Annotated in this window: 19 protein-coding genes and 1 pseudogene; 14 read left to right on the forward strand and 6 right to left on the reverse strand. The window is 72.3% G+C overall.

Annotated features, from left to right (window positions below; translation table 11 throughout):
* Nucleotides 1-4: 4 nt before the first annotated feature.
* Nucleotides 5-823 (reverse strand): SAM-dependent methyltransferase, encoded by an 819-nt coding sequence (locus VT50_RS01125; RefSeq protein ID WP_046090045.1) that lies wholly within the window; start codon nt 821-823, stop codon nt 5-7.
* Between the two features lie 177 nt (nt 824-1,000).
* The gene (locus VT50_RS01130; protein ID WP_046090046.1) at nt 1,001-1,267 is read right to left on the reverse strand and encodes a DUF2530 domain-containing protein; all 267 of its coding nucleotides are present in this window, start codon (nt 1,265-1,267) and stop codon (nt 1,001-1,003) included.
* A gap of 256 nt (nt 1,268-1,523) precedes the next feature.
* Between VT50_RS01130 and VT50_RS01135 the strand changes: the two genes are divergently transcribed.
* From VT50_RS01135 to thpR, 4 genes are all read left to right on the forward strand, one after another.
* A complete protein-coding gene (locus VT50_RS01135; protein WP_046090047.1) occupies nt 1,524-2,990 on the forward strand; it encodes an NCS2 family permease in 1,467 nt (488 codons plus the stop codon).
* Nucleotides 2,991-3,163: 173 nt separating this feature from the next.
* Nucleotides 3,164-3,625 carry a MarR family winged helix-turn-helix transcriptional regulator gene (locus VT50_RS01140; RefSeq protein WP_046090048.1) on the forward strand — a complete coding sequence of 154 codons (462 nt, stop codon included), beginning with the start codon at nt 3,164-3,166 and terminating at the stop codon, nt 3,623-3,625.
* Nucleotides 3,626-3,659: 34 nt separating this feature from the next.
* Nucleotides 3,660-5,150 carry an MFS transporter gene (locus VT50_RS01145; protein WP_075200538.1) on the forward strand — a complete coding sequence of 497 codons (1,491 nt, stop codon included), beginning with the start codon at nt 3,660-3,662 and terminating at the stop codon, nt 5,148-5,150.
* A gap of 100 nt (nt 5,151-5,250) precedes the next feature.
* Entirely contained in the window at nt 5,251-5,829 is a 579-nt protein-coding gene (gene thpR / locus VT50_RS01150; protein WP_046090050.1) for an RNA 2',3'-cyclic phosphodiesterase, read from the forward strand.
* 188 nt (nt 5,830-6,017) lie between these two features.
* On the opposite strand, the gene VT50_RS01155 is transcribed toward thpR, so the two are convergent.
* Nucleotides 6,018-7,013 (reverse strand): aldo/keto reductase, encoded by a 996-nt coding sequence (locus tag VT50_RS01155; protein WP_046090051.1) that lies wholly within the window; start codon nt 7,011-7,013, stop codon nt 6,018-6,020.
* A 243-nt stretch (nt 7,014-7,256) separates the two neighbouring features.
* Complete coding sequence (locus tag VT50_RS01160; protein ID WP_046090052.1) at nt 7,257-7,784, reverse strand: Trp biosynthesis-associated membrane protein; 528 nt, start codon at nt 7,782-7,784, stop codon at nt 7,257-7,259.
* A 293-nt stretch (nt 7,785-8,077) separates the two neighbouring features.
* On the opposite strand from VT50_RS01160, the gene VT50_RS01165 reads away from it, so the two are divergent.
* Nucleotides 8,078-9,082, forward strand: a complete 1,005-nt coding sequence (locus tag VT50_RS01165; RefSeq protein ID WP_046090053.1) for a membrane protein — start codon at nt 8,078-8,080, stop codon at nt 9,080-9,082.
* Between the two features lie 100 nt (nt 9,083-9,182).
* On the opposite strand, the gene serC is transcribed toward VT50_RS01165, so the two are convergent.
* Complete coding sequence (serC, locus tag VT50_RS01170) at nt 9,183-10,301, reverse strand: phosphoserine transaminase (protein WP_046090054.1); 1,119 nt, start codon at nt 10,299-10,301, stop codon at nt 9,183-9,185.
* Nucleotides 10,302-10,490: 189 nt separating this feature from the next.
* On the opposite strand from serC, the gene VT50_RS01175 reads away from it, so the two are divergent.
* The 9 genes and pseudogenes from VT50_RS01175 to VT50_RS01215 all read left to right on the forward strand — a co-directional run bounded on the left by VT50_RS01175 (nt 10,491) and on the right by VT50_RS01215 (nt 24,858).
* On the forward strand, nt 10,491-13,334 hold the full coding sequence (locus VT50_RS01175; protein WP_046090063.1) for an FAD-binding and (Fe-S)-binding domain-containing protein: 2,844 nt from the start codon (nt 10,491-10,493) through the stop codon (nt 13,332-13,334).
* Between the two features lie 217 nt (nt 13,335-13,551).
* Nucleotides 13,552-14,331 (forward strand): annotated as a pseudogene (locus VT50_RS01180) (TIGR03084 family metal-binding protein); the annotation flags it as partial.
* A 572-nt stretch (nt 14,332-14,903) separates the two neighbouring features.
* Nucleotides 14,904-16,613: an acyclic terpene utilization AtuA family protein gene (locus VT50_RS01185; RefSeq protein WP_046090087.1), complete on the forward strand. Its 1,710-nt coding sequence runs from the start codon at nt 14,904-14,906 to the stop codon at nt 16,611-16,613.
* A 79-nt stretch (nt 16,614-16,692) separates the two neighbouring features.
* Nucleotides 16,693-18,291, forward strand: coding sequence for an acyl-CoA carboxylase subunit beta (locus VT50_RS01190; protein WP_046090086.1), 1,599 nt, complete (start codon nt 16,693-16,695; stop codon nt 18,289-18,291).
* A gap of 11 nt (nt 18,292-18,302) precedes the next feature.
* Nucleotides 18,303-20,240, forward strand: coding sequence for an acetyl/propionyl/methylcrotonyl-CoA carboxylase subunit alpha (locus VT50_RS01195; protein ID WP_046090085.1), 1,938 nt, complete (start codon nt 18,303-18,305; stop codon nt 20,238-20,240).
* Nucleotides 20,241-20,409: 169 nt separating this feature from the next.
* A complete protein-coding gene (locus VT50_RS01200) occupies nt 20,410-21,570 on the forward strand; it encodes an acyl-CoA dehydrogenase family protein (RefSeq protein WP_046090084.1) in 1,161 nt (386 codons plus the stop codon).
* Nucleotides 21,571-21,671: 101 nt separating this feature from the next.
* Nucleotides 21,672-23,255 (forward strand): 4-coumarate--CoA ligase family protein, encoded by a 1,584-nt coding sequence (locus VT50_RS01205; protein ID WP_046090083.1) that lies wholly within the window; start codon nt 21,672-21,674, stop codon nt 23,253-23,255.
* Complete coding sequence (locus VT50_RS01210; RefSeq protein WP_078840985.1) at nt 23,252-24,217, forward strand: enoyl-CoA hydratase family protein; 966 nt, start codon at nt 23,252-23,254, stop codon at nt 24,215-24,217. Before VT50_RS01205 ends, VT50_RS01210 begins: the two co-directional genes overlap by 4 nt.
* Nucleotides 24,214-24,858, forward strand: a complete 645-nt coding sequence (locus tag VT50_RS01215; RefSeq protein ID WP_046090096.1) for a TetR/AcrR family transcriptional regulator — start codon at nt 24,214-24,216, stop codon at nt 24,856-24,858. The genes VT50_RS01210 and VT50_RS01215 overlap by 4 nt, the downstream gene beginning before the upstream one ends.
* Nucleotide 24,859: 1 nt before the next feature.
* On the opposite strand, the gene VT50_RS01220 is transcribed toward VT50_RS01215, so the two are convergent.
* Nucleotides 24,860-25,963 (reverse strand): citrate synthase 2, encoded by a 1,104-nt coding sequence (locus VT50_RS01220; RefSeq protein WP_046090082.1) that lies wholly within the window; start codon nt 25,961-25,963, stop codon nt 24,860-24,862.
* Nucleotides 25,964-26,122: the final 159 nt, after the last annotated feature.

The raw sequence follows: 26,122 nt of genomic DNA on the forward strand, positions 1-26,122 counted from the left end.
CCGGTCAGGGCTTGCGGCCCACGCCTGCGAAGATCCACAGCTCCTTGGCCTCCGCCTCGGCCCTGGCCTGCTCGCTCTCGGGCTTCCAGCGGTGCGGCATCACCACGCCCGGATCGACCAGCTCCAGCCCGTCGAAGAACGGAAGGATCTCTTCCTGGGTGCGTCCCTGCACATGGATGCCGCTGCTGCGGTAGAGGTTGGTGACCGCGTCCGAGACCCCGGGGCGGGGGTCGAGTCCACCGTGCGAGAGCACCAGATAGCTGCCCGAGGCCAAGGGCTCGACCAGTTGGCGCACGATTTCATACGGTTTCTGCTCGTCCGCGATAAAGTGCATGATCGCATTCAGTGACAGGGCGATCGGCTGGGACAGATCGAGGGTGTTGTTCAGATCCTCGGCGGCCAGGATCCCCTCCGGATCGCTGACGTCCGCGTGGATGTAGGCGGTGCGGCCCTCGGGCGTGGAGAGCAACAGGGCCTGTGCGTAGGCCAGCACTATCGGATCGTTGTCCGCGTAGACGACCCGGGAGTCCGGGGCGGCCTCCTGGGCGACCTGGTGGAGGTTGGGCTCGGTGGGGATGCCGGTGCCGATGTCCAGGAACTGCCGTATGCCCGCCTCGCCCGCCAGCCAGCGGGTCGCGCGGTGCATGAATGACCGGTTGGCGCGGGTCCACGGCTTGACGTCGGGCCAGACGGCCTCGACCTGTTCGGCGGCCTGGGTGTCGACCGCGTAGTGGGTCTTGCCGCCCAGGAAGTAGTCGTACATGCGGGCCGAGTGCGGCTTGCTGGTGTCGATCTCATCGGCACGAAAGCGGTTACCGGTCATAACCCTCACATTACTGGTGAGTTGACGGCCACAAGATGGTAGTTCCCGAACAAAGTACCCGTTGTGAGGTTTCCGCAACATGGTGAACGACGCGTGAAGATCGCCCAGTTGACTCATCCGGCTCCGCCCGCGTGCACGGGCGTTCCGCGTCAGGTGTTGCGTGTCAGGGCTTCCGTGTCAGGCGTTCCGTGCGTCGCCGTTCCGCGAGTCGCGGCGGATCGCCGCCGCCCGGGCCCGTACGTACCAGATGCCGAGCAGCCCGAGGCCGCCACCGGCCAGGCAGGTCCACAGCCACCACAGATGCCCGTGCTCGTGGAACCAGCCGTAGAAGGGCAGCTGGGCGAGGAAGAGGACGAACCACACGATGGTGCCGCCGGTGATCGTGGCCACGACATTGCCCTCAAGGGGCTCCGGCGCCTCGTGCTTGGGGGTCCACTTCGTCATGGCCACAGCTTAAGGGGGCCGCTCATGGGCCCGGCCCGGGACCGCTCATGGGCCCGGCCCGGGACCGCTCATGGGCCCGGCCCGGGACCGGTCATGGGCCCGATCCGGGACCGGTTTGGCGATCGGGCGTTGATAGTTTCATACTGAACACTTCTGGGTCTGAGTGGAATGTCTTGTTCGATCGTCCAAGAGGACTTCGATCATCCAAGAGGACCCGGACCCCACTGTTGATGTTCACGCACCACTGAGGTCCTTCATGTCCCCCTCGGCCACCGCGCCGGTCGACGCCAGCGAGCAGGCTCCGACTCCCCCCGCCAGCGGCATCGACACGTTCTTCAAGATCAGCGAGCGTGGTTCCTCGATCTCCCGGGAGATCCGGGGCGGACTGGCCACGTTCTTTGCGATGGCCTACATCGTCGTACTGAACCCGATCATCCTCGGGGCCGGTACGGACAAGTTCGGGCATCAGCTCAACAACGGCCAGCTGGTCACCGCCACCGCCCTGATCGCGGGCCTGACCACGCTGCTCATGGGGATCATCGGCAACGTCCCCATCGCGCTCGCCGCGGGCCTCGGCATCAACGCCGTGGTCTCGCTCCAGCTCGCGCCCAAGATGAGCTGGCCGGACGCGATGGGCATGGTGGTGCTCGCGGGCCTGGTGCTGATGGTCCTCGTCGCCTCGGGGCTGCGGCAGCGGGTGATGGACGCGATCCCGTCCGGGCTGCGGCGGGCGATCGCGATCGGCATCGGGCTCTTCATCGCCCTGATCGGCCTGGTCGACTCGGGCTTCGTCAGCCGTAACCCCGACGCCGCGCACACCACCGTCCCCCTGGGCCTGGGTGTGGCCGGGCGGCTCCAGGGCTGGCCGGTGCTGGTCTTCGTGGCCGGTCTCGCGCTCACCTTCATCCTGATCGTCCGCAAGACGCGCGGCGCGATCCTGATCGGCATCGTGACCATGACGGTGGTCGCGATCGTGATCAACTCCCTGGCCCAGATCCCGGACGCCCAGTGGGGGCTGACCATCCCCTCGGTGCCGGACAAGGTGGTCGGCAGCCCGGACTTCGGCCTCGTCGGCGATGTCAGCCTCTTCGGCGGCTTCCATGAGGTCGGCCTGCTCACCGACTGTCTCTTCGTCTTCACCGTGCTGCTGTCCGGCTTCTTCGACGCGATGGGCACGATCATCGGCGTCGGCGAGGAGGCCGGGCTGACCGATGAGCGCGGCCAGCTGCCGGGCATGGGCCGGATCCTGATGATGGACGGTGTCGCGGTGGCGGGCGGCGGCTTCGGCTCGGCCTCGGCCAACACCTGCTTCGTGGAGTCCACGGCGGGCGTCGGGGAAGGGGCCCGCACCGGCCTCGCGAACGTGGTGACCGGCGGGCTCTTCCTGCTCGCGCTGGTCTTCACCCCGCTGGCCGAGGTGGTGCCCTCGCAGGCCGCGACCCCCGCGCTGGTGGTCGTCGGCTTCCTGATCATGGCGGCGAACGTCAAGGAGATCGACTGGGGCGATGTCACGATCGCGATCCCGGCCTTCCTGACCATGATCTCGATGCCGTTCACCTACAGCATCACCAACGGGATCGGGCTGGGCGTCCTCTCGTTCCTGCTGCTGCGCCTCGCCACCCGGCGCACCCGCGAGATCCCGTGGCTGATGGCCGCGGTGGGGCTGTGCTTCCTGGTGTACTTCCTGCTCGACCCGATCGAACAGGCACTCGGCGTCTCCTGAGCCGCCTGGCGCATGAGCGTTCCGCACCGAGCGCCCCGGGCCCCGTGGTCCTGGGCGCTCATGCGTGCCGCCATACCTCACTACCCGGAGTCAACCCACTCTTCCGGGTGAAATAGAAATAAGGATGTCACCAGGGTTTTCATTAGACGAGGTAATGAGTTATGCTAAAGACCATGCCGGATCTGTCCCGCCTCCAGCACCAGGCGGAGGCGCCCCCCGATGACGCGGCCGCCGTGAGTGCCCTGCGGTCCGGAGTGATGCGTCTGTCGCGGCGGCTCAAGCACCAGCGGGTGGACGAATCGCTCAGCCCGACCGAGATGGCGGTCCTGGGCACACTGGCCCAGTGCGGCTCCGCCACCCCGGGTGAGCTCGCCCGTAAGGAGCATGTCCAGCCGCCGTCGATGACCCGCATCGTGGCGCTGCTGGAGGCCAAGGGACTGGTCAGGCTCGAGCCGCATCCGGAGGACCGGCGGCAGAAGGTCGTCTCGCCGACCGAGCGGGCGGAAGCCATGCTCGAAGAGAGCCGACGCAAGCGCAACGCCTGGCTGGCCGAGCTGGTCGGGGAGCTGACCGAGGACGAGTGGGACGTGCTGCGCGCCGCCGCGCCCGTGCTGGAGAAGCTCGCGCACATGTAAGAACGACCCCGAGGCAGCCAGGAGGCGAACGCACTTGAGTACGGGACCCGGAGCAGACTCCGCACCCGCACCGAAGAACCCCGCAACCCCCGGAACCCCGGGATCCCCGGGAATCTCCGGACCCCCCGGCACCAGCGGAACCTCCGGAACCGCCGGACCTCCCGGATCCCCGGGAATCTCCGTGTCCGACCCCGCCCCCGACCCCGCCTCCGCCTCCGCCGCGGGACGCACCCGGGGCGGGACCTTCCGTTCGCTGAGGATCCGCAACTACCGCCTGTTCGCGACCGGTGCCGTGATTTCCAACACCGGCACCTGGATGTCGCGGATCGCCCAGGACTGGCTGGTCCTCAGCCTCACCGGCTCCTCCACCGCGGTCGGCATCACCACCGCGCTGCAGTTCCTGCCCATGCTGCTCTTCGGCCTCTACGGCGGGGTCCTCGCGGACCGATGTCCCCGGCGGCTGTTGCTGCTCTTCACCCAGACGGCGCTGGGGCTGTGCGGGCTCGCGCTCGCCGCCCTCACCCTCAGCGGCCATGTGCAGGTCTGGCACGTCTATCTCATCGCGTTCCTGCTCGGCATGGTCACCGTCGTCGACAACCCGACCCGCCAGGTCTTCGTCAACGAGATGGTCGGCCCCAAGGACCTGCGGAACGCGGTCAGCCTCAACTCCGCGAACTTCCAGTCCGCCCGGCTGATCGGCCCGGCGGTCGCCGGTGTGCTGATCACCGCCGTGGGCAGCGGCTGGGCCTTCCTGATCAACGGACTCTCCTTCGGCGCCCCGATCATCGGGCTGCTGCTGATGCGCACCAGCGAGCTGCACAAGGTCGAGCGGGCGCCGCGCGGCAAGGGGCAGCTGCGGGAGGGGCTGCGCTATGTGGCGGGCAACCCCGAGCTGATCTGGCCGATCGTGCTCGTCGGCTTCATCGGCACCTTCGGCTTTAACTTCCCGATTTGGCTGAGCGCCTTCGCCGACGATGTCTTCCACGCCGGGCCGGGTACGTACGGCCTGCTCAACACCTTGATCGCGATCGGCTCCGTGACGGGCGCGCTGCTCGCCGCCCGGCGGGTGGTGGCCCGGCGGCGGCTGCTGGTCGGGGCGGCGCTGATGTTCGGCGTGCTGGAGATGGTCGCCGCGGCCACCCCGTACTTCTGGCTCTTCGCGGCGCTCATGGTGCCGATCGGCATCTTCAGCCTGACGTTCAACGTGACCGCGAACTCCAGCGTCCAGCTCGCGACGGATCCCGCGATGCGGGGTCGGGTGATGAGCCTGTTCATGATGGTCTTCGTCGGCGGTACGCCGATCGGCGGCCCGCTGGTGGGCTGGTTGACCGACACCTGCGGCGCGCGCATCGGCTTCGCCGCGGGCGGCTTGGTCTCGGCCGCCGCGGCGGCCGCGGTGGGGCTGATCCTGGTCCGGGCCGGTGGTCTGCGGCTGAAGCTGGATCTGCGCCGTGGCCATCCGCGCGTGATCTTCGTGCCCCGTACGCCGGAGACGGAGGAGAAGCCGCTGGCCGCCACGGCCTGAGCCGCCCCTTTGGTCTTGCCGGACCTCCGCCCCGGACCCCGCTCCTCAAACGCCGGGGGCCAGCTCCCGGAGGGGCTGAGCGGTGCGGGAGACTGGGCGGATGAGACTCTTCGCCGCCGTGTTGCCGCCGGAGGCGGCCGTCGCCGAACTGGCCGCGCGGGTCAAGGCGCTCCGGGTGCTGCCGGGGGCGGACGGGCTGCGCTGGACCGAGCAGGAGGGCTGGCACTTCACGCTCGCCTTCTTCGGCGAGGTGGCCGGGGACGTACTGCCCGAGCTGCACACCCGGCTGGCCCGCGCCGCCCATCGGCACCACCCCCATGAGCTGCGGCTCGCGGGCGGCGGCCGGTTCGACGACCGGGTGGTGTGGGTGGGCGCGGACGGCGACGGCGAGGCACTGCGGCGGCTGGCCGACTCCGCCGAGGCGGGGGCCCGGCGGGCCGGGGTCCCGATGGACCGGCACCGCCCGTACCACCCGCATCTGACCATCGCCCGGGCCCGCTCCTCGCGGCACGGCTCGGCCACCGGCCTCGCGCCGTACGTGGACGGGCTCACGGACTTCGCGGGTCGGGAGTGGACCGTGGGCGAGCTCAGCCTGGTGCGCAGCCATCCACCGGCCCCGGGCGTCCCCGGGCAGCAGCCGCGCTATGAGGTGGTGGCGGCCTGGCCGCTGGGGCACTGAGCGGTCCGGCTAATCTCGAGGCGTGGACCCCAAGACCAGAAACATGATCATGAGCGGCGCGCTGGTGCTGATTCTCGTCGTCGTCGCCGCGGCTGCCGCCCTCGGAGCCTGAGAAGGCCCTAGGAGCCTGAGAAGAGGGGGTGTGGGCCGCGCCGCGGCCCACACCCCCTCATGGCTCCCGCCCGCGGCTACCAGGCGAACGCCTCCGGCGACGGCCCCGGACCCGGGAAGATCTCGTCCAGCTCCGCCAGCACCTCCTCGCCCAGCTCCAGCTCCGACGCCCGCACCGCCGACGCCAGCTGCTCGGCCGTGCGCGGACCCACGATCGGGCCGGTGACCCCGGGCCGGGTGAGCAGCCAGGCCAGCGCCGCCTCGCCGGGGTCGATGTTGTGGTTGGCCAGCAGGTCCTCGTACCGCTGGACCTGAGCGCGGACCGCCGTGTCCTTCAGCGCGTCGGCGCTGCGCCCGGAGGTACTGCGGGAACCGCCACCCTCGCGCTCCTTGCGGAGCGCGCCGCCGAGCAGCCCGCCGTGCAGCGGCGACCACGGGATGATGCCCACGCCGTAGCCCTCCGCGGCCGGGATGACCTCCATCTCGGCGCGGCGCTCGGCCAGGTTGTACAGGCACTGCTCGCTGACCAGCCCGTACGAACCACGGCGGGCCGCGGCCTCGTTGGCCTGGGCGATATGCCAGCCCGCGTGGTTGGAGGAGCCCGCGTAGACGATCTTGCCCTGCTGTACGAGGACGTCGATGGCCTGCCAGATCTCATCCCACGGGGTGGAGCGGTCCACGTGGTGGAACTGGTAGAGGTCGATGTAGTCCGTGCCGAGCCGCTTGAGGCTGGCGTCCACGGCCCGGCGGATGTTCACGGCCGAGAGCTTGTCGCTGTTGGGCCAGGGATCGCCGTCGGCGGCCATGTTTGCGTACACCTTGGTCGCGAGGACCGTCTTCTCGCGCCGTCCGCCGCCCTTGGCGAACCAGCTCCCGATGATTTCCTCGGTGCGGCCCTTGTTCTCGCCCCAGCCGTACACATTGGCGGTGTCAAAGAAGTTGATGCCCGCGTCGAGCGCGGCATCCATGATCGAGTGGCTGTCGGTCTCCTCCGTCTGCGGACCGAAGTTCATGGTGCCGAGGACGATACGGCTGACCTTGAGACCTGTGCGTCCGAGCTGCGTGTACTCCATGGGGATCAGCCAAGCCGTTCGAGTGCGCTCTAATCAAGGGGACGGGCCGGGTTGCCCGGTCATCGGTGGTGGGGCCCCGGCCGGGAATTCCCCCGTGGAAAACCCGCATGCCCGCTTTTTGGCCCCCCGTGCGGTCAAAAAGCGGGCGTCTTGGGATGCTGCGGCTCCGGCCGGAATTCAATGGTGCGTGATCGTCGCAGGTGCCGCTGACTGGGGCCGCCGAATGCGGCCGGTCTTTTTGGATTACCGGGCGGCGCGGGACTTCATAAAGCCGAGGGCGCCGAGGGCCAGGGCCAGCAGCGCGCCGACCAGGACCATGTAGATGCCGGGGCCGGCGGAGAGTTCGAGCTGCTTGACGGCCTGCTCCGCGACCTTCTCGCTGACGCCGAGCTTGTCCTGCGCCTTGGTGATGACCAGCGCCTCGGGGTCCATCATGTTCTTCACGGCGAAGACCGCCGAGACCAGTGCCCCGATGGCGCCGACCAGGTAGAGCATTCCCTTCTTGGTGACCAAGGCGGCGATGAACACGATCGCCATGACGATGGACACGATCAGCGTGATCGTGCCGTCGCCGTCGGTTCCCTTGACGCCGCCGTCACCTGCGGTGTCGGACACGACCCAGTTGACCAGGGAGCCGACCAGCACGATGAGTGCGCCGACGATTGCGAAGATGGCGAGCTTCTTCGAAGGCCCGGCTGCCGCCGGAGCGCCGTGCCCACCGGAATGTGTGGCGGGCGCGGGTTGTGCGTAAGACTGGTTGTATTCGCTCATGGGCAGAGACCGTAAGCGGGGGCATTCTTCAGCGCAATGTCGCCGCCCGCTATGCCGTCAATGACCGATAAATTTCGCGCCGAAATCATCCCCGGATGAGATCAAATAATCTCGGGGTCATTTGGGTGGCTCTTTCCTCACGAATAATTGACAGGCGTTATGTGCCCGTAATCGGAGATGTTATGCACACGATGGCCTGACGTGTTTGGGCGCGGGGCCGCGGCGGGCTCCCGGCCCCTTCCTGGGCCCGGCCCGCGCCCTCCACGTCCCGGCGGGATGGCAGGCTTGGGCCCATGCGTCCGCTTCCGTTCGTACTCGGTGCCGCCGCGCTGCTGGCCGTGTCCGCAGCCGCCCCGGCCGCCGCCGACGACTCGTCGTCGCCGTCCCCCTTCACGATCCAGGACCCACGGATCACCGAGTCCAGCGGCCTCGCCGCCAGCCGTCTCCACCCAGGCGTCTACTGGACGCACAACGACAGCTCGGACGGCCCGTACGTCTACGCCGTGGACAGCAGGACCGGGAAGACGGTCGCGCGGGTCACCCTGCGCGGGATAGGGGATCCCCGCGATGTGGAAGCGATCTCGATAGGCCCTGACGGCAATGTCTACGTCGGCGACATCGGCGACAACCTGGGCGGTCAGTGGTCCCATGTGTGGATCTACCGCTTCCCGGAGCCGAAGCGGCTCACGGACACCACCGTCACCGCGACCCAGTTCACCGTGAAGTACCAGGGCGGGCCGCGCAACGCCGAGGCGCTGATGGTCCATCCCAAGACGGGCCGCGTCTACATCGCCAGCAAGAGCGACGAGGACGCCGGGCTGTACGCCGGACCGACCACCCTGAGCCCGTCCGGGGTGAATGTCTTCCAGCGGGTCTCCGACCTCGACATGGAGGTCACGGACGGGGCGTTCTCGCCGGACGGCACCCGGCTGGTGCTCCGCGGCTACTTCTCGGCCGCCGAGTACCGCTGGCGGAACGGAAGGCCGGCACGGCTGGAGGAGGAGCCGGGGCTGCCGCTGCAGCGCCAGGGCGAGTCGGTCACCTTCACCCCCGACGGCGGCACCCTGATGTACGGCACCGAGGGCGCGGGCTCCAAGGTGACACCGGTGGACCTCGGCGGGGAGCTGCTGCCGGACGCCACCGCGAAGGAGCAGAAGAAGAACGGGGAGTACTCCGACCGCGTCGACGGCAAGCTCACCGACGACGACAAGAACGGCAACCTGGTGAAGGCCGGGCTCACCTTCGTCGGCGCGCTGGTGGTCTTCTTCGGCCTGCGCAGGCTCTTCCGCCGGAGCTGATCCCGGGGCCGGGCCGGTGTTCAGCGCATGCGAGGGGGCCCGCGGCCGGTGGTCGGCCGCGGGCCCCCAGCGCTCGGAGCGAGCCCCCGGAGGAAGCCCCTCAGAGGTGCTCGATGACGTAGTCCACGCACGCCGTAAGGGCCTCGACGTCCGCCGGGTCGACGGCCGGGAACATCGCCACCCGCAGCTGGTTGCGGCCCAGCTTGCGGTAAGGGTCGGTGTCCACGATGCCGTTGGCCCGCAGCGCCTTGGCGACCGCGGCGGCGTCGATCTCCTCGTTGAAGTCGATCGTGCCGACGACCTGCGACCGCTTGGCCGGGTCGGTCACGAACGGGGTGGCGAACTTGGACTCCTCGGCCCAGCCGTACAGCGTGCGCGAGGAGGTCGCGGTGCGCCGCACCGCCCAGTCCAGACCGCCCTGGCCGTTGATCCACTTCAGCTGGTCGTCCAGCAGGAAGAGCGTCGCCAGCGCCGGGGTGTTGTACGTCTGGTTCTTCAGCGAGTTGTCGATCGCGGTCGGCAGCGAGAAGAACTCGGGGACATGGCGGCCGGAGGCGTGGATCCGGGCGGCGCGCTCCAGCGCGGCGGGCGAGAAGACGCCGATCCACAGGCCGCCGTCCGCCGCGAAGGACTTCTGCGGTGCGAAGTAGTAGACGTCCGTCTCGGCGGTGTCGACCGGCAGACCGCCCGCCCCGGAGGTGGCGTCCACCAGCACCAGCGCGCCCTCGTCGGCACCGGCCACCCGCTGGATGGGCATGGCGACACCGGTGGAGGTCTCGTTGTGGGTGAGGGCGTAGACGTCCGTGCCGCCCTCGGCGCTCGGCTCCGGGTGGGTTCCGGGGTCGGAGGTGATCACCGTGGGCTCCTCGAGCCACGGCGCCAGCTTCGCCGCCTTGGCGAACTTCGAGGAGAACTCGCCGAAGGACAGGTGCTGGGACTTGGAGTCGATCAGCCCGTGGGTCGCGATGTCCCAGAAGGCGGTGGAGCCGCCGTTGCCCAGGATGACCTCGTACCCCTCAGGGAGTTGGAAGAGCTCGCGCACCCCTTCGCGTACCGCGCCGACCAGGTTCTTGACCGGGGCCTGGCGGTGGGAGGTGCCCAGCAGGGAGCTTCCGGTCGCGGCCAGGGCGCTCAGCGCCTCGGTGCGCACCTTGGAGGGGCCCGAGCCGAAGCGTCCGTCGGCGGGCTTGATGTCATCGGGAATCCGGATCTCAGCCACGAACCGAAGCCTAATCCGTCGGCCGCCGCGCTCCGACCGTGCGTCCAGCGGGTGAGACGGTATGTCCACACCCTGTTGACGGGCGAGGATGTGGCCCCGCGTGCGGGCCACGCATGGTGACCACGGGGCGGCCGCGATGAATCGGAATTGGACATTCTCAACGGCCGCCTCGCCGTGGACCATGGGGGCATGGCTGATCACCAGGCAGACGAGCTGGAGCAGGCGCTGCGACGAGCCGTTCGCGGGGATGTCTCCTTCGATACGGCGAGCCGGGCCCTGATGACCATGGACGCGTCGAACTACCGGCGGGTGCCCGCCGGGGTGGTCGCGCCCCGGGACGCCGACGATGTGGCGGCGGTGCTGGCCGTGTGCCGGGAGCGCGGGGTGCCGGTGGTCGCGCGGGGCGGCGGGACCTCGATCGCGGGCCAGGCCACCGGGCTCGGCGTCGTCCTCGACTTCACCCGCCATATGCGCGGCATCCTCTCGCTCGATCCAGAGGGGCGCACCGCCGTCGTCCAGCCGGGCGTGATCTGCGACGACCTCCGTACGGCCGCCGGTGCCCACGGGCTGACGTTCGGCCCCGACCCGTCCACCCACAGCCGCTGCACCCTCGGCGGCATGATCGGCAACAACTCCTGCGGCTCCCACTCCGTGGCCTGGGGCACCACCGCCGACAACGTCCACGAGCTGGACGTCCTCACCTACGGCGGGGAGCGGGTGCGCGCCGCCCAGGGCCTCCACGACCTGCCCGCCCGGCTCCGCGACGGCGTGCGGTCCCTGGCCGGTCAGCATCTGGCCCTGCTCCGCACCGGCTTCCCCGAGCTGCCCCGCCGGATCTCCGGCTACGCCCTGGACGAGCTGCTGCCCGAGAAGAACGCCGACCTCGCCCGGGCCCTCACCGGCAGCGAGGGCACCCTCGGCGTGGTGACCGAGGCGACCGTAAGGCTGGTGGAGGCGCCCGGGGCCCGCGCCCTGGCCGTGCTCGGCTACCCCGACGAGAGCGCGGCGGCCGAGGCCGCGCACACCCTGCTGCCGTACGGTCCGCTGACCGTCGAGGGCATGGCCGCCGACCTGGTCGCCGGGGCGACCGGGCTGCCCAAGGGCGGCGCCTGGCTGTTCGTGGAGGTCGGCGGCGCCACCCGTGAGGAGGCGCTGTCCCGCGCCCAGGAGGTGGCCCGCGCCGCCGCCGGGGCCACCACGGACCACACCGTGGTCGCCGACCCGGCCGGGCAGCGCGCCCTGTGGCGGGTGCGCGAGGACGCCTCCGGGACCGCCACCCGTACGCCGGACGGCAGCGAGGCGTGGCCCGGCTGGGAGGACTGCGCGGTGCCGCCGCCCCGGCTCGGCGCGTATCTGCGCGACTTCCGCGCCCTGATGACCCAGCACGGGCTGCGCGGCACGCCGTACGGGCACTTCGGGGACGGCTGCATCCACGTCCGCATCGACTTCGACCTGCTGACCGAGCCCGGGATCCGGGTCTTCCGCGCGTTCTCCGCCGACCTCGCCGACCTCGTCGTCGCGCACGGCGGCTCGCTCTCCGGCGAACACGGCGACGGCCTGGCCCGCGCCGAGCTGCTGCCGCGCATGTACGGGACGGAGATGGTCGGCCTCTTCTCCCGCTTCAAGGACCTGTGGGACCCGGAGGGCGGCCTCAACCCCGGCGTCCTGGCCCGCCCCCAGCGCCTGGACCAGAACCTGCGCTTCGATCCGCTGCCGAGGCGCCCGGTGGACGTCGAGTTCGGCTATCCGCACGACAAGGGCGACTTCTCGGCGGCGGTCCGGCGCTGTGTGGGCGTCGCCAAGTGCCGCAACGAGTCGGTGTCCGGCGCCGGGGTGATGTGCCCCTCGTACCGCGTGACCGGCGAGGAGAAGCACTCCACGCGCGGCCGCGCCCGGCTGCTGCACGAGATGCTGGCGGGCGAGGTCGTCCAGGACGGCTGGCGCTCGGAGGAGGTACGGGACGCGCTCGACCTGTGCCTGTCCTGCAAGGGCTGCCGCAGCGACTGCCCGGTGGAGGTCGACATGGCCACCTACAAGGCGGAGTTCCTGCACCACCACTACGAGGGCCGGGTGCGCCCCGCCGCCCACTACTCGATGGGCTGGCTCCCGGTCTGGCTGCGCGCCGCGTCCCTCCTGCGGGCGGCCCCGGCGGCCAACGCGCTGGCCGGGGTGGGCCCACTGGCCGCCCTGGCCAAGCGCCTGGGCGGCATCGCCCCCGAGCGCGACATCCCGGAACTGGCCCGCGAGCCCTTCACGAGGTGGTGGCGCGACCGGGTCCGCGGGGCGGCGCGCGAGGCAGGGGCCGGACCGGGGCGGCGGGGACACGGACAGACCGTCGTCCTCTGGCCCGACACCTTCACCAACCACCTCTCCCCGTCCGTCGGCCGGTCGGCGGTCGCCGTACTGGAGGCGGCCGGGCTCCGGGTGGTCGTCCCGCCCCGACCGGTCTGCTGCGGCCTGACCTGGGTCTCCACCGGCCAGCTCGACCGCGCCCGTACGGTCATGCGGCGCACCCTGGACGTCATGGCCCCGGCCCTGGACGCCGGGCTCCCGGTGGTCGGCCTGGAACCCAGCTGCACCGCCGCCCTCCGTACCGACCTCCCCGAACTCCTCACCGCCGACCCGCGCGCCGCGCGCCTCGCCGGGTCCGTCTCGACGTTCGCCCAGGCGCTGGAGCGGTACGCCCCCGACTGGCGGCCCCCGAGGATCGACCGCCCCGTCGTCGGCCAGACCCACTGCCACCAGCACGCGGTCCTCGGCGACGCCGCCGAAGGCCGCCTCCGCGAACGTGCGGGCCTTACGGGCGCCCTGAGCGGCGGCTGCTGTGGCCTGGCGGGCAACTTCGGCTTCGAGGACGGCCACTACGAGGTCTCGGCGGCCTGCGCCGAGGAGCAACTGCTGCCCTCCGTAAGGGCCGCGGCCCCCGGCACCGAGGTCCTGGCGGACGGCTACTCCTGCCGCACCCAACTCACCCAGCTGGCGGGCCAGAAGGGCCGCCACCTGGCAGAGGTCCTGGCGGACCGGCTGCCGTAGGCCCACTGTCTGTCCGCTGTCCGCTGTCCGCTGTCCGCTGTCCGCTGTCCGCTGTCCGCTGTCCGCTGTCCGCTGTCCGCCGTCCGGTGTCCGGTGTCCGTCTGCTGTCTGTCCTGACGGGCGGCCGTCGCAACCGGCTGAATCATGCAAGCGCGCTTGATTGTTTCTCGTCGCGCTGCCACCCTCGCTCGACGAGACCCGACGACGGGAGCGACGCGTGTCCGAGACGGAGGCTCTGCTCGGCGATCTGCGGGCGGAGGGGGACGAGTTGGACGGCCTGGTGGCCGGGCTCGGGGGCGCGGAGTGGCGGATGGCGACGCCCGCGCCCGGGTGGACCATCGCCCACCAGATCGCCCATCTCGCGTGGACCGACGAGCGTGCCGTACAAGCCGCCGAGGACGCCCAGGGGTTCGCGGACGAGGTGCGCCGGGCGTGGGCCGCGCCGGACGCGTTCGTGGACGAGGGCGCCGAGCGCGGCGCTGCCGAGCCGCCAGGGGTGCTGCTGGACCGCTGGCGCGAGCGGCGGGAGCGGTTGCTCAGGACGCTGGCCGCGCAGCCGCCGCGCGCCCGGCTGCCGTGGTACGGGCCGCCGATGAGCGTGATGTCCATGGCGACCGCCCGGCTGATGGAGACCTGGGCGCACGGCCAGGACATCGCCGACGCCCTGGGTGTGCACCGGGCCCCCACCGCCCGGCTGCGCCATGTGGCCCGAATCGGCGTCCGGGCGCGGGGCTACGCGTACGCGGCGCGGAGGATGGAGCCTCCGGCCGACGAGTTCCGGGTCGAACTCACCGCTGCGGACGGTGAGCTGTGGACGTACGGTCCTGAGGACGCCGTTCAGCGGGTGACCGGGCCCGCGCTGGACTTCTGTCTGCTGGTGACCCAGCGGGCCCACCGCGACGATCTGGCCGTACGGGCCGAAGGCCCGGACGCGGACCGCTGGCTGGACATCGCCCAGGCCTTCGCGGGCCCACCCGGCAAGGGCCGCGCCCCGGGCCAGCGGACGGCCCCTCCGGCCCCCACGGCGGGCGGCGGCCCTCCGGCCCCCATGGCGGGCGGCGGCCCGTCGGCCCCCACCGCCAGTGGCGAGAGCCAACCGGGGGAGCGTCCGTCCGGCGTCGGCGCCGGTGGTGGATTCCAGCCGGGGGACCGTTCGTCCGGCCTCGGCGCCGGAGGCGGATTCCGGCCCGGGGGTGACGGTTCGTCCGGTGCCATCGTCGGTCGCGGCCATTGGCCCGGGGGCGACCGTCTGTCCGGCGTCGGCGCCAGTGGCGGCTATCGGCCCGGGAGCGATCGCCCGTCCGGCCTCGGCGCCGGTGGCGGAATCCGGTCCGGGGACGGTTCGCCCGGTGCCAGCACGGGTGGTGGAAGCCAGCCTGGGGGCCGGGCGTCCGGCGTCGGCGCCGGTGGTGGATTCCAGCCGGGGGAACGTCCGCCGGGCCTCGGCGCCGGTGGCGGAATCCGGTCCGGGGGCGACCGTTCGCCGGGCCTCGGCGCCGGTGGCGGAATCCGGCCCGGGGGCCGTCCGTTCGGCAGCGGCCCGTTCAACCACCCCGCCGGAGGCGTCTCGTGACGCCTTCGCGCCGTCCCCTCCGCATAGGCAACGCCTCCGGCTTCTACGGCGACCGCTTCGACGCGTTGCGCGAGATGCTCACCGGCGGGCCCCTGGACGTGCTGACCGGTGACTACCTCGCCGAGTTGACCATGCTCATCCTGGGCCGGGACCGCGCCAAGGACCCCGCGCGGGGCTATGCCACGACCTTTCTGCGCCAGCTCGAGGACACCCTGGGGCTCGCCCTGGAGCGCGGCGTGCGGCTCGTCACCAACGCGGGCGGGCTCAACCCGGCCGGGCTGGCGGAGGCGATCCGCGAGCTCGCCGAGCGGCTGGGGGTCGGCTGCCGGGTGGCCCATGTCGAGGGCGACGACCTCCTGGGCGCCCGCGACTGGGGGCCCGGCGTGGTCACCGCCAACGCGTACCTCGGCGGGGCCGGGATCGCGGCCTGTCTGCGCGGTGGCGCGGATGTGGTGGTCACCGGGCGGGTGACGGACGCCGCGCTGGTCACGGGCCCGGCCGCGGCGCACTTCGGATGGGCAGCCGACGACTGGGACGCGCTCGCCGGAGCCGTGGTCGCCGGGCACATCCTGGAATGCGGTGCCCAGGCGACCGGCGGCAACTACTCCTTCTTCGCCGAGCACGACGTCCGCCGCCCCGGCTTCCCCCTCGCCGAGCTCCACCACGACGGCTCCAGCGTGATCACCAAGCATCCGCACACCGGCGGCGCCGTCACGGTCGGGACCGTCACCGCCCAGCTGCTCTACGAGACGGCGGGCGCCCGCTACCCCGGCCCGGACGTCACCGCCCGGCTGGACTCGGTGCGGCTCACCCAGGACGGCCCGGACCGGGTGCGCGTCCACGGCGTACGGGGCGAGGCGCCGCCCCGCACCCTCAAGACCGGGCTGACCCGGCTCGGCGGCCACCGCAACGAGGTGGTGTTCGTGCTCACCGGCCTGGACATCGAGGCCAAGGCGGCGCTTGTACGGGACCAGATGGAGGGGGCGATGAGCAAGCGCCGCCCCGCCGAGGTCCGCTGGACCCTCTCCCGCACCGACCACCCGGACGCGTCCGTTCAGGAGGAGGCGAGCGCGCTGCTGCGGCTGGTGGTGCGCGACCGGGACCCGGCGGCGGTGGGCCGGGTGATCAGTGGCGCGGCCGTGGAACTGGCCCTCGCCAGCTACCCCGGCTTCCATGTCACCGCCCCGCCCGGGAAGGGCTCCCCCTACGGCGTCTTCGAGGCCGTGGGCACCCCGGCCGACACCGTGCCGCACACCGCCGTACTGCCGGACGGCTCGCGGCAGCCCATCCCCCCGGCACTCGCCGCACCCGCCACGCCCGACGCCGGAGGCCCGCCGGACGAGCCTCCGCCGCCGCCCCCGCTGCCGCCCGGCCCGACCCGCCGTGCCCCGCTCGGCGCGGTCGCCGGGGCCCGCAGCGGCGACAAGGGCGGCAGCGCCAACATCGGCGTCTGGGCGTGCGGCGAGGACGCCTGGCGCTGGCTGGTCCACACCCTCACCGTCGACCGGCTCCGCGAACTCCTCCCGGAGACCGCGGAACTGCCGGTCACCCGCCACCAACTCCCGCATCTGCGCGCCCTCAACTTCACCGTCGACGGCCTGCTCGGCGAGGGCGTCGCCGCGCAGGCCCGCTTCGACCCCCAGGCCAAGGCCGTCGGCGAATGGCTGCGCTCCCGCCATCTGGACATACCGGAGGTACTGCTGTGACCCCCCGTTCCGGCCCCCGGGCCACAGCGGTTGGCGATGGGCCGCCCTCCCGCCACCTCGACACACCGGAGGTATCTCCGTGACCGTGCTCCCGTCCGCGCTCGACCCCGCGGGCGCCGACCACACGGCCCATCGGGAGGCGATGCTCGCCAAGCTCGCCGAGCTGGCGGGTGAGCACGCCAAGGCGCTGGCCGGGGGCGGTGAGAAGTACGTCGAGCGGCACCGCAAGCGCGGCAAGCTGCTCGCCCGGGAGCGGATCGAGATGCTGCTGGACCCGGACACCCCCTTCCTGGAGCTGTCCCCGCTGGCGGGCTGGGGCAGCGACTATCCGGTCGGCGCCTCGATCGTCACCGGCATCGGGGTGATCTCCGGGGTGGAGTGCCTGATCAGCGCCAACGACCCGACCGTACGCGGCGGGGCCAGCAACCCCTGGACGCTCAAGAAGGCGCTGCGCGCCCATGAGATCGCGCGCGCCAACCGGCTTCCGCTGGTCAGCCTCGTCGAGTCCGGCGGCGCCGATCTGCCCTCCCAGAAGGAGATCTTCATCCCCGGCGGGGCGATGTTCCGGGATCTCACCCGGCTGTCGGCCGAGGGGATCCCCACGGTCGCCGTGGTCTTCGGCAACTCCACCGCCGGAGGCGCTTACATCCCCGGGATGTCCGACCACGTGATCATGGTCAAGGAGCGTTCCAAGGTATTCCTGGGCGGTCCCCCGCTGGTGAAGATGGCCACCGGCGAGGAGAGCGACGACGAGTCGCTGGGCGGCGCCGAGATGCACGCCCGCACCTCCGGGCTGGCCGACTACTTCGCCGTAGACGAGCCCGACGCGCTGCGCCAGGCCCGCCGGGTCGTGGCCCGCCTCAACTGGCGCAAGGCGCACCCCGATCCCGGGCCCGCCGCACCGCCGAAGTACGACGCCGAGGAGCTGCTGGGCATCGTTCCGAGCGATCTGAAGGTCCCCTTCGATCCGCGCGAGGTGATCGCCAGGATCGTTGACGGCTCGGACTTCGACGAGTTCAAGCCGCTGTACGGGCGCAGCCTGGCCACCGGCTGGGCCGCGCTGCACGGCTATCCGGTCGGGGTCCTGGCCAACGCCCAGGGGGTGCTGTTCAGCGAGGAGTCCCAGAAGGCCGCGCAGTTCATCCAGCTCGCCAACCAGCGCGACATCCCGCTGGTCTTCCTGCACAACACCACGGGCTACATGGTCGGCCGCGACTACGAGCAGGGCGGCATCATCAAGCACGGCGCCATGATGATCAACGCCGTCTCCAACTCCCGCGTCCCGCATCTGTCGGTGCTCATCGGCGCCTCGTACGGCGCCGGTCACTACGGGATGTGCGGCCGGGCGTACGACCCCCGCTTCCTCTTCGCCTGGCCCAGCGCCAAGTCCGCCGTGATGGGCCCGCAGCAGCTCGCCGGGGTGATGTCGATCGTCGCCCGGCAGTCCGCCGCCGCCAAGGGGCAGCCGTACGACGAGGAGGCCGACGCCGCGCTGCGCGCCATGGTGGAGCGGCAGATCGAGTCCGAGTCGCTGCCGCTCTTCCTCTCCGGGCGGCTCTACGACGACGGCGTCATCGACCCGCGCGACACCCGCACCGTGCTCGGCCTGTGTCTGTCCGCCCTGCACACCGCGCCGGTCGAGGGCGCGCGCGGTGGCTTCGGCGTCTTCCGGATGTGAGTGAGGAACCCATGATCCGTGCCCTCCTGATCGCCAACCGCGCCGAGATCGCTCGGCGCGTCATCCGCACCTGCCGAGACCTCGGCATCGCCACCGTCGCGGTGCACTCCGACGCGGACGAGGACGCGCCCCACGCGCGCGAGGCCGACTCCGCCGTAAGGCTGCCGGGCGACGCCCCGGCCGACACCTATCTGCGCGGCGACCTCCTGGTGAAGGCCGCCCTGGCCGCCGGGGCCGACGCCGTTCACCCCGGCTATGGCTTCCTCTCCGAGCACGCCGACTTCGCGCGCGCCGTAAGGGCCGCGGGGCTGGTGTGGGTGGGGCCGCCGCCCGAGGCGATGGAGGCCATGGCCTCCAAGACCCGCGCCAAGGAGATCATGCGCAAGGCGGGTGTGCCGCTGCTCGATCCGCTCGACCCGGCGGAGGTCACCGCCGACGAGCTGCCCGTGCTGGTCAAGGCGGCGGCGGGCGGCGGCGGCCGGGGCATGCGGGTGGTGCGCGAACTGGCCGCGCTCCCCGCCGAACTCGACTCCGCCCGCGCCGAGGCGGCCTCCGCCTTCGGCGACGGCGAGATCTTCGTGGAGCCCTACATGGAGGGCGCCCGCCATGTCGAGGTCCAGGTGCTCGCCGACACCCACGGCACCGTATGGACCCTCGGCACCCGCGACTGCTCCCTCCAGCGCCGCCACCAGAAGGTCATCGAGGAGGCCCCGGCCCCCGGCCTCGGTGAGGAACTGCGGCGCACCCTGGCCGGGTCGGCGGCGAACGCGGCGCGCGCGATCGGCTACCAGGGCGCGGGCACGGTGGAGTTCCTGGTCTCGCCCTCGGGCCGGGCGTACTTCCTGGAGATGAACACCCGCCTCCAGGTCGAGCACCCGGTCACCGAGGAGATCCACGGCCTCGACCTGGTGGCGCTCCAGCTGCGGATCGCGGAAGGGAAGCGGCTCGACGCCGAACCCCCCGAGGCGCGGGGACACGCCGTCGAGGCGAGGCTGTACGCCGAGGACCCGGCGCGTGACTGGAGGCCGCAGACGGGGACCCTGCACCGGCTGGAGATCCCCGGGCTGCGGGTGGACGCGGGGCCCGGCGACGGGGACGCGATCGGCGTCCACTACGACCCGATGCTGGCCAAGGTCATCGCCGTGGCCCCCACCCGGGCCGAGGCGGTACGGCGGCTGGCCCACGGCCTTGAGCGGGCCCGCATCCACGGCCCGGTGACCAACCGGAACCTGCTCGTACGGGCGCTGCGCCACCCGGAGTTCGCGGCGGGCCGTATGGACACCGGCTTCCTCGAACGCCAGCTGCCCGAGCTGACCGCCGCCCCGGACGACGACGAGGCGGCTCCGGTCGCCGCCCTCGCCGCCGCCCTGGCCGACGCGGCGCGGCGACCGGCGACCGTGGCCGGGCGGCTGGGCGGCTGGCGCAACGTGCCCTCCCAGCCGCAGCTGCGGAGCTACCGCGCCGAACCGGGCGGCACCGAGCACGAGGTGCGCTACCGCCTCACCCGGGACGGGATGCTCGCGGAGGGCTTCTCCGACGTCCGGCCGCTGGGCGTCGAGCCGGGGCGGGACGCCGACCCGGCGCGGGTCGTGCTCGATGTGGCCGGGGTACGGCGGACGTTCGAGGTGACGGCCCATGGGGACCGCCGCTATGTCGACACGCCCCAGGGCGGCCATGTGTTCACCGCGCTGCCCCGCTTCCCCGACCCCACCGCCCGCACCGAACCGGGCTCGCTGCTGGCGCCCATGCCGGGCACGGTGGTGCGGGTGGCCGGGGTGGCGGTCGGGGACCGGGTCGAGGCCGGACAGCCCCTGCTGTGGCTGGAGGCCATGAAGATGGAGCACCGCGTGACCGCGCCCGCCGCCGGGGTGCTCACCGCCCTGCACGCCGCCCCCGGCCGCCAGGTCGAGGTCGGAGCCCTGCTCGCCGTCGTGGCGGCGGGGGAGTGACCCTGCCCCGCACACCACACGGCCCGTACGGGCCCCACCCGCCGGGACCACAACGCACCGCAAGGGACCCGCGCGGCATGAGCACAGCACAGCACAGCGCAGTACGGCCCAGCACAAGCACAGCCCAGCGCATGGCCCGCACAACGCACCCACGTGGGAGGAGCCGTCCATGACCAGCCCGCACACGCCTGTGGACACCCCGGAGCGCGTGGCGCTCCGCGCCGCCGTGTCGTCCTTCGCCAAGGGACACGCCCCGGGCGGCCCCCAGGAGGGCGACGGGGCCGCCGAACTGTGGGCCGAGGCAGGAAAACTGGGGTACCTCGGCGTCAACCTCCCCGAGGAGTACGGCGGTGGGGGCGGCGGCATCACCGAGCTGTCCATCGTCCTGGAGGAGCTGGGCGCGGCGGGCTGCCCGCTGCTCATGCTCGTCGTCTCGCCCGCCATCTGCGGCACCGTCATCGCCCGGTTCGGCACCGCCGAGCAGAAGCGGCGCTGGCTGCCCGGACTGGCCGACGGCAGCCTCACCATGGCCTTCGGCATCACCGAGCCCGACGCCGGATCCAACTCGCACCGCATCACCACCACCGCCCGCCGGGACGAGGGCGGCGGCTGGATACTCAACGGCCGTAAGGTCTTCATCACCGGTGTGGACAACGCAGACGCGGTCCTCATCGTCGGCCGCACCGAGGACGCCAGGACGGGCAAGCTCAAGCCCTGCCTGTTCATCGTCCCGCGCGAGACCCACGGCTTCTCCCACCACCACATCCCCATGGAACTGGGCGCCGCCGAGAAGCAGTTCGAGCTGGTGCTGGACGATGTGAAGCTGCCCGCCGACGCGCTGGTGGGCGACGAGGACGCCGGGCTGCTCCAGCTGTTCGCGGGGCTCAACCCGGAGCGCGTCATGACGGCGGCGTTCGCGCTGGGCATGGGCCGCTACGCGCTCGACAAGGCCGTGGACTACGCCCGCACCCGCCAGGTGTGGAAGGAGCCCATCGGCGCCCACCAGGCGATCGCCCACCCCCTCGCCCAGGCCCATATCGAGCTGGAGCTGGCCCGGCTGATGATGGCGAAGGCGGCGCATCTGTACGACGAGGGCGATGACGCGGGGGCGGGCGAGGCCGCGAACATGGCCAAGTACGCGGCCGCGGAGGCTGCGGTGAAGGCGGTGGACCAGGCCGTGCACACCCTCGGCGGCAACGGCCTGACCGCCGAGTACGGGCTGGCGCGGCTGATCACGGCCGCCCGGGTGGCCAGGATCGCCCCCGTCAGCCGGGAGATGATCCTCAACTATGTCTCCCACCAGACCCTGGGCCTGCCCAAGTCGTACTGAGCGGGCGCCCGGCCCGGCGCACTCGTCGGGAGCCAGTCGTAGGGAGTTCACGGGTAGGGCAGAACGGACAGGTAGGTCCATCAGAGCTGAGGGGAGCGGCCATGGTGCTGCGCAGCGAGTATCCCGATGTACCGCCCGTCGATCTGCCCATCCACGACGTCGTACTGGCCCGCGCGGCCGGGGAGTTCGGCGAACTGACCGCGCTGGTGGACGGCGTGACCGGGGAGGCCCTGAGCTATGCCGCGCTGGACCGCGCGGCGCGCCGGACCGGGGCCGCGCTGGCTGAGGCGGGGGTGCGCAAGGGCGATGTGGTGGCCCTGCACAGCCCCAACTCGATCATGTACCCACCGGCGTTCTACGGCGCCACCCGCACCGGGGCCGCGGTCACCACGGTGCATCCGCTGGCCACGCCGGAGGAGTTCGCCAAGCAGCTCCGGGACGCGTCCGCGTCGTGGATCATCACCGTCTCCGCGCTGCTGAGCGTGGCCCGGCAGGCCGCGGAACGGGCGGGCGGAATACGGGAGATCTTCGTATGCGACGAGGCGAGCGGCCATCGCTCGCTGCGCTCCATGCTGAGCGGCACCGCGCCCGAACCGGCGGTGGAGATCGACCCGGCCGAGGACATCGCCGTCCTGCCGTACTCCTCAGGCACCACCGGCACCCCCAAGGGCGTGATGCTCACCCACCGCAACGTCGCCACCAATCTCGCGCAGGTGGAGAAGCTGGTGCCCAACCGGCCGGGGGAACGGGTGCTGGCCGTACTGCCGTTCTTCCACAGCTACGGCCTTACGGCGCTCATGAACGCACCGCTCCGCAACGGCGGCACGGTGATCGTGCTGCCCCGCTTCGAACTCGACACCTTCCTCGCGGCGATCGAGAAGCACCGCGCCCAGGCGCTCTACGTGGCCCCGCCGATCGTGCTCGCGCTCGCCAAGCATCCCGCGGTGGACGGCCATGACCTGTCGTCGGTGCGGTACGTGCTGAGCGCGGCGGCCCCGCTGGACGCACGGCTCGCGGAGGCGTGCGCCCAGCGGCTCGGCGTACCGCCGCTGCTGCAGGCGTTCGGGATGACGGAGCTGTCACCGGGCTCCCATCTGGTGCCGCGCGACACGAAGAACGCCCCGCCCGGGACCGTCGGAAAGTTGCTCCCCAGCACCGAGATGCGCATCGTGGACCCGGACGCCGGTGCGGACCTCGCCACGGGCGAGGACGGCGAGATCGTCATCCGCGGACCGCAGGTGATGAAGGGCTACCTGGGCCGTCCCGAGGACACCGACGCCATGATCGACGCCGAGGGCTGGCTGCACACCGGCGACGTCGGACATGTGGACGCGGACGGCTGGCTGTATGTGGTGGACCGGGTGAAGGAGCTCATCAAGTACAAGGGCTATCAGGTCGCCCCGGCCGACCTGGAGGCCGTGCTGCTCGCCCATGAGGCCGTCGTCGACGCCGCCGTGATCGGCGTGACGGACGGGGCGGGCAATGAGATCCCCAAGGCGTATGTGGTGCCCAGGCCCGGGACCCGGATCTCGGAGGACGACCTCATCGCGTACGTTGCCGGACAGGTGGCCCCGTACAAGAAGGTGCGCCGCGTGGAGTTCACGGACGCCGTGCCGCGCTCGGCCACCGGCAAGATCCTCAGGCGCGAACTGCGCGCCAGGGAAAGGAGTTCGACCGCCCCATGACCGACGGCCCCACGACCGGCCCCACGGCCGATCACCCGCTGACCGCAGGCCCTGCCGCCGGGGAGCCGCCGACGGGAGAACCCCCGACCGGAGGTTCCACGACGGGAGAACCACCGACTGGGGGGCCCACCACGTCCGCGGGGACTACCCCCTTCGTACGGGCCGCCTCCGCGCGCGGTATCACCACCCTCACCCTGGACTCGCCGCACAACCGCAACGCCCTCTCCGCGCGCCTGGTCGCCGAGTTGTGCGAGGCGCTGGCGGCGGCCGGGCGGGACGACCGCGTCCGGGCGGTGCTGCTCACCCACACCGGCACCACCTTCTGCGCGGGCGCGGACCTGAGCGAACCGCCCTCAGCGTCCGGGACGTCCGGTCTGGTGGACCTGCTGCGGTCGATCGTGGAGCTGCCCAAACCGGTCGTCGCCCGCGTCACCGGACACGTACGGGCCGGCGGGCTCGGGCTGCTCGGGGCCTGCGACATCTCGGCGGCCGGGCGCGGCGCCAGCTTCGCCTTCACCGAGGCCCGGCTCGGCCTCGCCCCGGCCGTCATCTCGATGCCGCTGCTGCCCCGGCTGGACCGGCGCGCGGCGGCCCGCTACTACCTCACGGGTGAGCGGTTCGACGCCGCGGAGGCGGCCCGGATCGGACTGGTGACGCTCGCGGACCCGGAGGGTGACGCGGACCAGGCGCTGGCGCCGGTACTCGACGGGCTGCGCCGGGGCTCCCCGCAGGGCCTGGCCGAGTCCAAGCGGCTGGTGACCGCCGATGTGCTGCGCGCCTTCGACCGGGACGGCGAGGCGCTGGCCGCGCTGTCGGCCCGGCTCTTCGCCTCCGACGAGGCGCGCGAGGGCATGACGTCGTTCCTCGAGCGGCGCGATCCGGAATGGGTACGGCGGACGGCGGCCGGCGCGCGGGCGGTACCGGACGCGGGGAACACGGGCCCCGGCAGGGCGTCCCGATGACCCCCCGTACGCCCCGTACGGCACCGCGCGACCCCAAGCAGGACCGCAGCCGGGCCACCCGCAGGCGGCTGCTGGAGGCCGCCGTGGCGTGCCTCGCCGAGCGCGGCTGGGCCGGTTGCACGGTCGCGGTGGTCGCCGAGCGGGCCGGGGTGTCGCGGGGCGCGGCCCAGCACCACTTCCCGACCCGTGAGGACCTTTTCACGGCCGCCGTCGAGCAGGTCGCCGAGGAGCGCTCGGCGGAGCTGCGCGCCCTTCCCGCCCGGCGTGGGGAGGGGCGCGTCCCCGCGGTGGTCGAGGCGCTGGTCACCCTCTACACCGGCCCGCTCTTCCGGGCCGCCCTCCAGCTGTGGGTGGCGGCCTCGTACGAGGAGCAGCTGGGCGCCCGGGTGGCCGCCCTGGAGGCGAAGATCGGCCGGGAGACGCACCGGATGGCGGTGGAGCTGCTGGGCGCAGACGAGTCGGTGCCGGGCGTCCGGGAGGCCGTCCAGGGCCTGCTCGACATGGGGCGCGGCCTGGGCCTGGCCAATCTGCTGACGGACGACGGCCACCGCCGGGAGCGGGTGGTGGCCCAGTGGTCGCGGATCCTGGAGGGGATCCTGACCACGAAGGCCCCGGCCGCCCCCCGACCCACCCGGAGCTGACCTACCGCGACGCGGTGTCCCCGTAGCCGTCGACCTCGTGCGGGCTGCGCGCGCCGGGGCCGACGTACCGGGCGGACGGCCGCACCAGACGGCCGGTCCGCTTCTGCTCCAGGATGTGCGCGCTCCAGCCCGCCGTACGGGCGCAGGTGAACATCGAGGTGAACATGGGCGCGGGGACCTCGGCGAAGTCCAGCACGATGGCCGCCCAGAACTCCACGTTCGTCGCCAGCACCCGGTCCGGCCTGCGGCTGTGCAGCTCGTCCAGGGCGGCCCGCTCCAGTGCCTCGGCGACCTCGAACCGCGGCGCGCCCAGCTCCTTGGCGGTGCGCCGCAGCACCCGCGCCCGCGGGTCCTCGGCGCGGTAGACCCGGTGGCCGAAGCCCATCAGCCGCTCGCCCCGGTCCAGGGCCTGCTTGACGTAGCGGGTGGCGTCCCCGGTGCGCTCGATCTCCTCGATCATGCCGAGCACCCGGGAGGGCGCGCCGCCGTGCAGCGGCCCGGACATGGCGCCCACCGCGCCGGAGAGCGCGGCGGCCACATCGGCGCCGGTGGAGGCGATGACGCGGGCGGTGAAGGTCGAGGCGTTCATGCCGTGCTCGGCCGCCGAGGTCCAGTACGCGTCGACCGCGGCCACGTGCTTGGGGTCCGGCTCACCGCGCCAGCGCCGCATGAAGCGCTCCACGATGGTTCCGGCCTTGTCGATCTCCCGCTGCGGCACCATCGGCTTCCCCTGGCCGCGGGCCGACTGGGCCACGTAGGACAGGGCCATCACGGCCGCGCGCGCCAGGTCCTCACGGGCCTGCTCCTCGCTGATGTCCAGCAGCGGTTTGAGGCCCCAGACGGGCGCCAGCATGGCCAGCGCGGACTGCACATCGACCCGGACGTCCCCGGAGTGGACCGGGATGGGGAACGGCTCGGCGGCCGGCAGCCCCGGGTTGAAGGCGCCGTCGACCAGCAGGCCCCAGACGTTCCCGAAGGAGACATGGCCCACCAGGTCCTCGATGTCCACGCCGCGGTAGCGGAGCGCGCCGCCTTCCTTATCGGGTTCGGCGATCTCCGTCTCGAACGCGACGACTCCTTCGAGTCCGGGTACGAAGTCGGACATCAGGCGGCTCCTCATGGCGGGACGACGGTCGGCGGCGGACGGTGCCGGAACGGTTCTGCGGCCGCCTGACACGGCTCGCGGTCCGTACCGGTCACTCCGTGATGTGCCCCGTGCGGGTGGTGGTCACCCAACCGTGGCGGAAAGTGACCTCCGGGACAC

The organism is Streptomyces antioxidans, from assembly GCF_000968685.2.
Lineage (GTDB): Bacteria > Actinomycetota > Actinomycetes > Streptomycetales > Streptomycetaceae > Streptomyces > Streptomyces antioxidans.